This window comes from Methylophaga frappieri (assembly GCF_000260965.1).
Classification (GTDB): Bacteria; Pseudomonadota; Gammaproteobacteria; order Nitrosococcales; family Methylophagaceae; genus Methylophaga; species Methylophaga frappieri.
In genome coordinates this window covers 906302-917364 of the sequence record NC_017856.1, presented here as the reverse complement: position 1 = coordinate 917364, position 11063 = coordinate 906302, and the positions used below count along the sequence as shown (strand labels likewise).

General features: G+C 49.7%; 11 protein-coding genes. 10 read left to right on the top strand and 1 reads right to left on the bottom strand.

Going from position 1 to position 11063, the window contains the following annotated elements; all coding sequences use genetic code 11:
• The first annotated feature begins 49 nt into the window (after window positions 1-49).
• The 9 genes from ftsW (at window position 50) to lpxC (ending at window position 9636) form a co-directional block, all read left to right on the top strand.
• Entirely contained in the window at window positions 50-1108 is a 1059-nt protein-coding gene (gene ftsW / locus Q7C_RS04225) for a putative lipid II flippase FtsW (protein WP_014703460.1), read from the top strand.
• Window positions 1105-2178: an undecaprenyldiphospho-muramoylpentapeptide beta-N-acetylglucosaminyltransferase gene (gene murG, locus Q7C_RS04220; RefSeq protein WP_014703459.1), complete on the top strand. Its 1074-nt coding sequence runs from the start codon at window positions 1105-1107 to the stop codon at window positions 2176-2178. Before ftsW ends, murG begins: the two co-directional genes overlap by 4 nt.
• On the top strand, window positions 2171-3592 hold the full coding sequence (gene murC, locus Q7C_RS04215; RefSeq protein WP_014703458.1) for a UDP-N-acetylmuramate--L-alanine ligase: 1422 nt from the start codon (window positions 2171-2173) through the stop codon (window positions 3590-3592). Before murG ends, murC begins: the two co-directional genes overlap by 8 nt.
• On the top strand, window positions 3592-4482 hold the full coding sequence (gene murB / locus Q7C_RS04210) for a UDP-N-acetylmuramate dehydrogenase (protein ID WP_014703457.1): 891 nt from the start codon (window positions 3592-3594) through the stop codon (window positions 4480-4482). The genes murC and murB overlap by 1 nt, the downstream gene beginning before the upstream one ends.
• Window positions 4479-5417, top strand: coding sequence for a D-alanine--D-alanine ligase (locus Q7C_RS04205; protein WP_014703456.1), 939 nt, complete (start codon window positions 4479-4481; stop codon window positions 5415-5417). Before murB ends, Q7C_RS04205 begins: the two co-directional genes overlap by 4 nt.
• Window positions 5417-6193 (top strand): cell division protein FtsQ/DivIB, encoded by a 777-nt coding sequence (locus tag Q7C_RS04200; protein ID WP_014703455.1) that lies wholly within the window; start codon window positions 5417-5419, stop codon window positions 6191-6193. Before Q7C_RS04205 ends, Q7C_RS04200 begins: the two co-directional genes overlap by 1 nt.
• Window positions 6193-7440: a cell division protein FtsA gene (gene ftsA / locus Q7C_RS04195; RefSeq protein WP_014703454.1), complete on the top strand. Its 1248-nt coding sequence runs from the start codon at window positions 6193-6195 to the stop codon at window positions 7438-7440. The genes Q7C_RS04200 and ftsA overlap by 1 nt, the downstream gene beginning before the upstream one ends.
• A gap of 30 nt (window positions 7441-7470) precedes the next feature.
• On the top strand, window positions 7471-8634 hold the full coding sequence (gene ftsZ, locus Q7C_RS04190) for a cell division protein FtsZ (RefSeq protein ID WP_014703453.1): 1164 nt from the start codon (window positions 7471-7473) through the stop codon (window positions 8632-8634).
• Window positions 8635-8718: 84 nt separating this feature from the next.
• Entirely contained in the window at window positions 8719-9636 is a 918-nt protein-coding gene (lpxC, locus tag Q7C_RS04185) for a UDP-3-O-acyl-N-acetylglucosamine deacetylase (protein ID WP_014703452.1), read from the top strand.
• On the opposite strand, the gene Q7C_RS04180 is transcribed toward lpxC, so the two are convergent.
• Entirely contained in the window at window positions 9633-10082 is a 450-nt protein-coding gene (locus tag Q7C_RS04180) for a DciA family protein (protein ID WP_014703451.1), read from the bottom strand. The genes lpxC and Q7C_RS04180 overlap by 4 nt on opposite strands.
• 29 nt (window positions 10083-10111) lie before the next feature.
• Here Q7C_RS04180 and Q7C_RS04175 point away from each other — a divergent pair, with 29 nt between their 5' ends.
• Window positions 10112-11017, top strand: coding sequence for a M23 family metallopeptidase (locus tag Q7C_RS04175; protein WP_041366508.1), 906 nt, complete (start codon window positions 10112-10114; stop codon window positions 11015-11017).
• Window positions 11018-11063 lie beyond the last annotated feature (46 nt).

The following is an 11063-nucleotide window of genomic DNA, read 5'->3' as shown; positions in this document are numbered from 1 at the left end:
ATATTGTTTTCAGCACTTTGGCACTGCTGATGATTGGCCTTATCATGGTATGTTCAGCTTCGATTACGATGGCGGAAAGCCAGTCGGGTCAGCCGTTGTATTATTTTTTAGACAGACAGTCTATGCCATTCTCGGTTTTGGCGTTGGTGCTGCTGTCTTATCTGTGCGGCTCTCTGTCTGGCAACAATTAGCACCCCAACTGTTACTGGTTGGCATCATCCTGCTGGCACTGGTGTTAATTCCCGGTATTGGCCGTGAGGTCAATGGTAGTGCACGCTGGCTGCCACTTGGGCCAGTCAATTTACAGGTGGCAGAGCTTATCAAGTTGTTTGCCATTATTTATATCGCTGATTATCTGCAACGTCATCAGGGCCAGGTCAAAACTGCGATGTCCAGCATTATCGTACCGATGCTTTTCTTGGGGATCGCTTCCTTCCTGATGTTGCTGCAACCCGATATGGGTTCCATTGTGGTGATCTTATCGACAGTCGTGACTATGTTGTTTCTAGGCGGCGCGAGACTCAGTATTTTCGGCCTGATGATAGGTATTTTAAGCGGTTTATTTTATCTGTTGGTCATGTTGGCACCGTATCGTTTGCAGCGACTGCAAAGTTTTATGGATCCTTGGGCAGATCCTTTTGGCAGTGGCTTTCAGTTAACGCAAGCCTTGATTGCATTTGGCCGTGGTGATTGGCTGGGAGTCGGGCTGGGCAGCAGTATGCAAAAGCTGTTTTATTTGCCGGAAGCCCACACTGACTTTTTGTATTCCATCATTGCTGAGGAGCTTGGGCTAATTGGTGCATTGGCGGTAATTGCCTTGTTTTTCGTCTTCATTTGGCGTGCTTTAAAAGTGGGCCGGGCTGCCGAATTAGCCGGGCAGCACTTTGGCGCGCAACTCGCCTACGGAATAGGCATCTGGTTAGGGATTCAGGCTTGCGTCAACATGGGCGTTAACATGGGGGCTTTGCCAACCAAAGGGCTGACTTTACCGCTGATGAGCTACGGTGGCAGTAGTTTGGTAATTGTCTGTCTCGCCATTGCCTTGTTGTTACGCGTTGACCTGGAAACAAAACAGCCTGAAATGGCAGCGGCGAGGGTCAGGCGATGAAAAAAGTATTGATCATGGCTGGCGGTACCGGGGGACATGTGTTTCCTGCGTTAGCGGTTGCGGAAGTATTGCGTGATCAACAGGTGTCCGTGGCCTGGATAGGGACACGCCGTGGCATTGAATACCGACTCGTGCCTGAGGCTGGAATCACGTTGCATTGTATTTCAGCGCAGGGGCTGAGAGGCAATGGGTTGACTGGCTGGCTAATGGCGCCGCTACGTTTGTTAAAAGCCATTGCCGAGGCAAGAAAAATCATTAAAGCGTTTCAGCCTGATGTGGTGTTGGGGCTCGGTGGATTTGCTTCTGGGCCCGGTGGTGTTGCGGCATGGCTGAGCCGGATTCCCGTCGTGATTCATGAGCAAAACGCCATTGCTGGGTTAACCAATAAGTTGTTGGCACCCTTATCAAAACAAGTGTTGCTTGGTTTTGAAAACAGTTTTTCAGGCAAAAAAACAACCTGGGTCGGCAATCCGGTACGCCAGCAAATTGAATCAATGGCAGTGCCGGCTGAGCGGTTTTCCGGACGTCAGGGTCCTTTGAAAATATTGGTATTAGGTGGAAGTCTGGGTGCACAGAGCTTGAATCGTGTTGTACCGGCAGCGGTAGCCTGTTTAGCAGAGTCACAACGACCCGTTATTCAGCACCAGTGTGGTGAAAAACATCTCAGTATGGCGCAACAGGCCTACCAAGATGCAGAGGTGTCGGCGCAAGTCGTCACGTTTATTACTGATATGGCCGCCGCTTATGCTGAGGCAGATTTGGTCATTTGTCGCGCTGGCGCATTAACCGTTGCTGAAATTGCGGCTGCCGGCGTGGCGGCGATTCTGGTGCCTTATCCTTATGCGGTAGACGATCATCAAACAGCAAATGCCAGTGCTTTGGCTGATTGTGGTGCTGCCATTTTGGTTGACGATAAAACGCTGACCGTTGCGGCCTTATCAGCATTGCTCAATGACTTTAGTCAGGATCGGCAACGCTTACTGACCATGGCCGAAAATGCCAGAACGCTGGCAAGAACAGGCAGTGCCAATGCCATTGCTGCACGTTGTTTGGAGGTCGCCAATGGCTAAGCTAACTGCGGCAATGCAAAGTCGGGTTAAACATATTCACTTCATTGGCATTGGCGGTGTCGGCATGGGTGGCATTGCCGAAGTCTTGCTGAACTTGGGCTATCGGGTAAGTGGTAGTGATTTAGCGGAAAACAATCTGATCCTGCACTTGCGTCAATGTGGTGCGGATATTCAGATTGGTCACGATCCTGCCTACTTGGCTGGAGCTGATGTGGTGGTTGTCACTACGGCGGTGAGTGACGACAATATCGAGCTGCAAGCGGCACGAGAACAACGTATTCCAGTTGTGCCCAGAGCAGAAATGCTGGCTGAGCTCATGCGTTTCAGTTACGGCATCGCTGTCGCGGGTACGCATGGTAAAACCACAACAACCAGTTTAATTGCGGCGGTACTCAGTGAGGGTGAGCTGGATCCGACATTTGTGATTGGAGGACGACTAAATAGTGCCGGCAGTAATGCGCGATTGGGAACAGGGCGCTATCTGGTCGCAGAAGCAGATGAAAGTGATGCTTCTTTTTTATATCTGCAGCCGATGATTGCGGTGGTGACCAATATTGACGATGACCACATGGCCACTTATGCGGGCGACTTCAATAAATTAAAAGCGACCTTTATCGAGTTTTTGCATCATTTGCCGTTTTATGGTCTTGCCGTCATGTGTATTGATGATCCGGAAGTTGTCAGTGTTTTGCCAGAACTAACACGCCCATTTATCACCTATGGCGAAAGTGCAGAAGCGGATTTTCAATTATCTGAACTGAATCAGCACCAGGGGCAGAGTAATTTCACGATTACTGAGCAGCAAACTGGCAGTCGTTATTTCATCACCCTGAATATGCCGGGTTTGCACAATGCCTTGAATGCCGCTGCAGCAATAGCTGTGGCGCGTAATTTGGGCGTTAGCGTTGAGGCTTGTCAATCCGCCTTGAGCAAGTTTGACGGTGTTGGTCGTCGCTTTAATGTGCTGGGTAATAAAGTAACGGTCAGTGGTAGCGAAATCATGTTGGTAGATGACTATGGACATCATCCGACGGAAATCGCTGCTACCTTGGCGGCTGCCAGAGCTGGGTGGCCTGATAAACGTCTCGTGGTCATTTTTCAACCACATCGTTACACCCGAACAAGAGATTTATTTGAAGACTTCGCACAGGTGCTGTCAGCGACTGACGTACTGGTAGTGCTTGAAGTCTATCCTGCCGGTGAAAACAAAATTGCCGGTGCCGATGCACGCAGCCTGTGTCGTGCCATTCGGTTAAGAGGGCAGGTTGAACCCGTATTTGCAGAAGATAAGGCGGCATTGTTTGAAATTTTGCCCGGATTACTGTCAGACGGTGATCTGGTCATGACTTTGGGGGCGGGCGATATTGGCAGCATTGCGCGCGAGTTGGACAGCACAATGGAGAGCGTATCCTGATGACTGACCAGCAACCAGTTTTGCAAGGTGAACTGCGTACCAATGAGCCGTTGTCATCACATACCTCATGGCGGGTGGGCGGCCCGGCAAAACAATTTTATCGGCCATTCGATCAGGCAGACTTAGCAAGATTTCTGCAGCAACTCCCTGCCGATGAGCCACTGTTATGGCTAGGTTTAGGCAGTAATTTATTAGTGCGAGACAAAGGATTTGACGGCACGGTCATCTCTACCTCTGGCACGCTCAAGGCAATGCAATTTGACGGTAATTTATTGCATGCCGAAGCAGGTGTGTATTGCAGTCGTATCGCCAAACAAGCAGCACGTCAGGGCTTGCAAGGCGCAGCATTTATGTCCGGTATCCCTGGCACATTGGGTGGAGCGCTTGCCATGAATGCGGGAGCGCATGGCAGTGAAACCTGGCAGTTTGTGACTTCGGTAACAACAGTTAATCGGCATGGAGAATTGATGCAGCGACCTGCTGAGGCGTTCGATACAGCCTATCGTCATGTCAAATTGCCGGAAGGTGAGTGGTTTGTTTCAGCAACACTGCGTTTTAGCCCGGGCGATAAGCAGGTCGAATCTAACTTGATTAAGCAGTTACTGCGTAAGCGCAATAGTAGCCAGCCAGCCAATCAACCCTGTGCGGGTTCGGTGTTTCGTAATCCACCGGGTGATTTTGCCGGCAGGTTGATTGAGTCTGCTGACTTGAAGGGGGTACGGATAGGTGGTGCCAGTGTGTCAGAGAAGCACGCCAATTTTATTGTTAACGATGGATCTGCGATGGCAGCGGATGTTGAGGCATTGATTTTAAAAGTACAGCAACAGGTTGAAGCCAAGCACGGCGTGTTATTGACCCCCGAAGTTCATATTGTTGGAGAGCAGGCATGATGGATCAGATCACAGATCCTAAAGCGTTTGGTCGGGTTGCGGTATTGATGGGCGGCCGCAGCGCTGAACGAGAGATTTCACTGAAAAGTGGTAATGCGGTGTTATCCGCATTATTGGCAAAAGGCGTCGAAGCAGTCGGTATTGATGTGGACAGTCATATCGATATCACGCTGCGTGAAGGCCAGTTCGACCGGGCTTTTATCGTTTTGCATGGTCGTGGTGGCGAGGATGGCGAAATTCAAGGATTGCTGCAGGCAATGGCGATTCCGTTTACCGGTAGTGGTGTGACAGGGGCCATGCTGTCCATGAATAAACGCATCAGCAAACTTATCTGGCAGCAGCAAGCATTGTCGACACCCAAATTCCGGCTGGTCAATGCCGAAACTGATCCACAAGAACTGGTTATCGCTCTGGGACTGCCTTTGGTCATCAAGCCCGTGCATGAAGGCTCCAGCATTGGCATGAGTAAAGTGACTGATGGTGAAGCGATTGCAGCGGCGATTCGCTTGGCATTGCAGTTTGATCAGGATGTGATAGCGGAGCAATGGATTAACGGCGCCGAGTATACCGCCAGCATTCTAGCAGGCAATGCCTTGCCGGTTATTCGACTCAAGACACCCCGTGAGTTTTATGACTTTGAAGCTAAATATCATGCCAACAATACCGAGTATCTCTGTCCCTGCGGGCTGACAGAAGAACAGGAAAAACGTTGTCAGGCTTTGGCATTAGATGCTTTCAATGCCCTGCAGATGAAAGGCTGGGGACGTGTTGATGTGATGGCTGATCAGCAAGGTAATTTTTATTTACTGGAAGCCAATGGCGTGCCGGGGATGACCGATCATTCGCTGGTACCCATGGCGGCCAGAGAAACCGGACTGGATTTCCAACAGTTGTGTTGGCGCATTTTGGAAACCAGTCTGGAGGAGAAAAACTAATGGCGGCACAACGGCGAGCCGGCGCGACGCGGCGTCTTCCACAGACGCAGCAAACGGTCGATTGGCCACAGCGGATTCGGGTGATGTTGGCTTTGATGACGGTATTGGCACTGATTGGCGGCGGCTATTACTTACATGATGATGACACCTTGCCGGTGCGACATGTGACCATTGAAGGTGATATTCGTCATACCGATCGGGATGTCTTGCAGCAAGCGGTTCGGCCTTACGTCAAAGGCAGTTTTGTTGATGTTGATGTGGCAGCAATTCGACGTGTTACACAGGCACTACCCTGGATTGAAAGTATTCAAGTTAGACGCGTCTGGCCGGATACGCTGCATCTGGTGGTGACAGAGCATCAAGCGGTAGCGCGTTGGAATAAAGCTGGTCTGGTTAGTCATCGTGGTCAAGTCTTCTATCCCGAAGCGAATACGTTACCGACGGGTTTGGTCCATCTTTACGGACCGACGGGAAGTAGTGAAATGATGTCTCGTCGGCTCGTGGCAATGCAGCGCGATTTGAATGGCATTGGCTTGAAAATTAAAAGCTTGCATATGGATAAACGTCGCAGTTGGGCTATGACTTTCCAAAATTCATTACAACTGCGATTGGGACGCGCCAACAGTGAGGCGAGACTGCAGCGATTCATTAAGGTTTATGCGGCGCAGCTAACCGATTACCAAGCACAGATCGCGGTTATCGATATGCGCTATACCAACGGTATGGCAGTGCAGTGGAAACCTGATCAAAAACCTGATTTTAACGGAACCGTATGATGTCAAAACGAGAACGCGAACTGATTGTCGGACTGGATATCGGAACCTCCAAAGTGGTGGCGATCGTTGCCGCGCCTATTCCTGACGCTGGGCCAAGCGAAAGCCAACTGGAAATCATTGGTATTGGTTCACACCCAGCACGGGGAATGAAAAAAGGGGTGGTGGTCAACATTGAGTCAACCGTGCAATCCATCCAACGAGCGGTTGAAGAGGCCGAATTGATGGCGGGCTGCCAAATCCATTCCGTTTTCGCCGGCATTGCTGGCAGCCATATTCGCAGCTTGAACTCCCATGGCACCGTGGCGATTCGCGATAAAGAGGTCACACAAGGCGATCTGGATCGGGTTTTGGATGCGGCACGTGCGGTGCATTTCCCGGGCGATCAACAATTACTTCACGTGTTACCACAAGAATTCATTATCGATAACCAAGAAGGCATCCGCGAACCAATCGGTATGTCAGGGGTGCGTTTGGAAGCCAAAGTCCATTTGATTACCGGTGCGGTGAGTGCCGCACAAAACATTACCAAATGTATCGAGCGCTGCGGTTTGGCGGTTGACGGCATTATTTTAGAACAAATGGCCTCGAGCTATTCCGTGCTGAGTCACGATGAAAAAGAACTTGGGGTTTGTCTGGTGGATATTGGCGGTGGCACCTCTGATATTGCGGTGTTTGTGGATGGCGCCATTCGTCATACAGCGGTGATTCCGATTGCCGGTGATCAGGTCACTAACGACATTGCAGTGGCCTTACGGACACCGACCCAGTATGCCGAGGAAATCAAGATCAAGTACGCCTGCGCCCTCACACAGTTAGCCCGTGAGGATGAAACGATTGAAGTGCCTAGTGTTGGTGATAGAGCACCAAGACAATTAGCGCGTCAGACGCTGGCTGAGGTAGTCGAGCCTCGTTATGAAGAATTGCTGATGTTGGTTCAGGCTGAGTTACGGCGCAGCGGTTTTGAGGAAATGCTTGCGGCGGGTGTGGTGTTGACCGGCGGGAGCGCCAAGATGGAAGGGGTGATAGAGCTCGCAGAAGAGGTCTTTCATCTCCCAGTCAGACTAGGTGTGCCACAACACGTCGGTGGCCTGGTAGAGGTCGTGCGCAACCCGATTCACGCAACCGGGGTGGGCTTATTGCTGTTTGGCAATGAACAAGTGAGTACCGGACGCAGTGAAACTGCGATTTCGGAAGGTTTTAAGGGGATGCTTGCCAGAATGAAAAGTTGGTTTCAGGGCAACTTCTGAGCAAGTGATTTTTTTAAGAGGAGAAATGTTATGACTTTTGAATTGATTGACACATATACAGAAAATGCCGTCATCAAAGTAATTGGTGTTGGCGGTGGTGGCGGTAATGCGCTGGAACACATGGTGGTAAATAAAATCGAAGGCGTCGATTTTATTTGTGCCAATACCGATGCTCAGGCATTGCGTCGAAGCGCGGCAACCACGCAATTGCAGTTAGGCACGGATATCACTAAAGGCCTTGGGGCAGGAGCAAACCCAGATGTCGGTCGTCAGGCAGCCTTGGAAGATCGCGAACGCATTATGGAAGTCATCGATGGTGCAGACATGGTCTTTATTACGGCTGGCATGGGCGGCGGCACCGGAACTGGAGCAGCGCCAGTTGTCGCGCAGGTCGCCAAAGAAATGGGCATTTTGACGGTTGCTGTCGTCACTAAACCGTTTCCATTTGAAGGTGGCAAACGAATGAAAACAGCGCTGAATGGCATCGAAGAGTTGGGACAGCATGTTGATTCCCTGATTACCATTCCGAATGAAAAGCTGTTGAAAGTGCTGGGTAAGGAAATGACCCTGATCAATGCATTTAAATCAGCTAATGATGTGCTGTTGGGTGCGGTTCAAGGCATTGCTGAGCTGATTACCCGGGAAGGGATGATTAATGTCGACTTTGCTGACGTGCGAACAGTGATGTCAGAAATGGGCATGGCGATGATGGGAACCGGCCGGGCATCGGGTGAAAGCCGGGCAACAGAGGCGGCAAGACTGGCGGTTTCAAGTCCGTTACTGGAAGATGTTGATCTGGCGGGTGCCAGAGGGGTGCTGGTTAATATCACCGCGGGCCTGGATATGAGCATTGGTGAGTTTGAAGAAGTGGGTAATACCGTTAAAGAGTTTGCTTCTGATGACGCCACCGTGGTTGTCGGTACGGTAATTGATCCGGACATGACGGATGAATTACGGGTGACGGTGGTCGCCACTGGGTTGGGAGGTAGCCGTGCAGTACCCGCTAAACCGGTTGAGGTACCGCAACCCAGTCCGCAAATTGAAATCGTTAAAAAGCCCGCAGAAGTTGATTATGATGAGCCAACCGTGATTCGTAATGGCACAAAAAATGAGTCGCCGAAACAAGTCGCGAATGGTGATGTCAATATGGATTATCTGGACATTCCTGCTTTTCTGCGTCGCCAAGCGGATTAGCCTGAAAATGTGACAGATAGGTGACAGTTGCTAAGCTTATGATATTATTATCCGATCTTTGAATATTTAGGGGAGAACAGCACCGTGATCAAGCAGCGAACATTGAAAAATGTGATTCGTGCCACTGGTGTAGGCTTGCATAGTGGTGAGATGGTTTATCTTACATTGCGGCCAGCGGCCCCTAATACCGGGATTATTTTTCGTCGGATAGATTTGGATCCGGTGGTTGAAATTGAAGCCAAAGCGATTAATGTTGGCGAAACAGCCCTGTCAACCACCTTGGTTCAGCACGGTCAAAAGGTATCAACAGTCGAACATCTTTTGTCTGCCCTTGCAGGTCTGGGTATCGATAACGCCTATATCGATTTGAATGCTGCCGAAGTGCCGATCATGGATGGCAGTGCCGGTCCTTTTGTTTTTTTGGTGCAGTCAGCGGGTATCGAAGAGCAAAATGTCGCCAAGCAATTTATTCGAATCAAAAAACCCGTCATTCTGGAGGACGGGGACAAGTGGGCCAAGTTTGAGCCTTTTGAAGGGTTTAAAGTGTCTTTCACGATTGATTTTGAGCATCCGGCTTTTACCGGTCGGCCTCAGCAGGTAGATGTTGATTTCTCCTCCACATCGTTTGTGCGTGAGGTCAGCCGGGCCCGGACCTTTGGGTTTATGAAAGACATAGAAAAACTGCGTGAAATGAACTTGGCGTTAGGTGGCAGTATGGACAACGCCATTGTCGTGGATGATTTTCGGGTTCTGAATGAAGATGGTCTGCGCTATGAAGATGAGTTTGTTCGTCACAAAGTGCTGGATGCTATTGGCGACTTGTATTTACTTGGTCATAGTTTGATTGGCGCTTTTGTCGGGCACAAGTCTGGTCATGAAGTAAATAATCGTTTGCTTCGCAAGTTATTGGCACAGGAAGATGCTTGGGAATTAGTGAGTTTTGAAGAAGACAAAGACGCGCCAATTTTATTCAGTCGTCCTGCAGCATCAATTGTCAGTTAAGTTTTTGAGCCGCGCTTAGCCAGACGAAAAAGGGCGGTTTTCAATTTTATATCGCTGATTTGTTCGGCGGTTTGTTCAAGCAGACTGACATGCTCATGTGTCAGTTTGAGCTGGTTTTTGAGTCTCGGCCTTGCGGGCAGAGTAGCAAAGTCTGGTCGAACTTTGACGGTCATTTTGCTAATCTGTTGATGGAGCTGGTCAGAAAGGTGCTGGCAGATTTTTCTGCTTTGAAAGCGCAATAAGCTAGCAATTGCCGCAGTATCGGCAATGACCATAATGTGATCGAGGTCACGATTGACCAGACGGCAACGTCCAGCAAAGTTGGCAGGTAAAATTGCTTGCATATGATAATCAAGCTGGGTTAATTTCTGTGCGCGACTGTGGAGTTGCAGCAGGTGAGGATGGTGTTGGAATAAGGCTGATAAAAGCCGTGGTTTTTCCGACATGAATTTAATTCCAAGACTGAGCGAAAACAATGCAGATCATTATCATACCGACAAATAAAGCCGGACATAAGCAGTGGCATCTAGGTCGAGCCAGTCTCCTTGTAATAACACTGCTGCTTGTTTCTCTCATCTCCGGCCTTACTTATTCTGTTCTTCACTGGTTAAATCTGCCCACTGCGCCATCCGCTCCGCATTTCGTTAACACCGATGTATTATCGCCGTCTGTTGATGATGTCATCACCGTGAATACAACGCAAAGCGAATCTTTTCAAGGTTTTTACGCACAGCAACTTGGGGGGCTGCAGGCTGAAGCTATTCGCCTGAAAATGCTCAATCAAAGACTTGCTGAAATTGCCGGGTTTGATGTTAGTGAACTGGATCTGGGACTGGGTATGGGCGGCATTGAACGTGATGCGCGCTTGTTAACGAGTGAAGAGCTTGATAAAGGAATTGCCAGTCTGAGCGAGGCCTTTGCTATTCAGCAAGAGACCATGGCGGCCTTGCAGGATTATCTGTTAACCAATGATAGTATCGTGACGGCAATTCCTACTGGACGACCGGTAAAGGAGGGATGGATATCTTCATTCTACGGTACGCGTGTTGATCCTTTTAACGGAAAACGTGTCTTTCATGATGGCCTTGATTTTGCCGGTAAAGAGGGCAGTGAAGTGCTTAGCGCCGCTGATGGTATTGTCGCGTGGGCGGGAATGCGTGGTGGTTATGGTGGTATGGTTGAAATTGATCATGGCAATGGCTATGTCACCCGTTACGCGCACAATAAGACTTTAAAAGTAAAAGCAGGGAACCGTGTTAAGAAAGGAGAAGTGATAGCCCTCATGGGATCGACAGGTCGCTCAACAGGGCCCCACGTTCATTACGAAATCCTCAAAGATGGCAAGCCGGTTAACCCCTACAATTATGCCGATGCTGAGTAATCACTTGTAATCGTTGCTTTCGCCACCATTTCACAGACTAAGACTT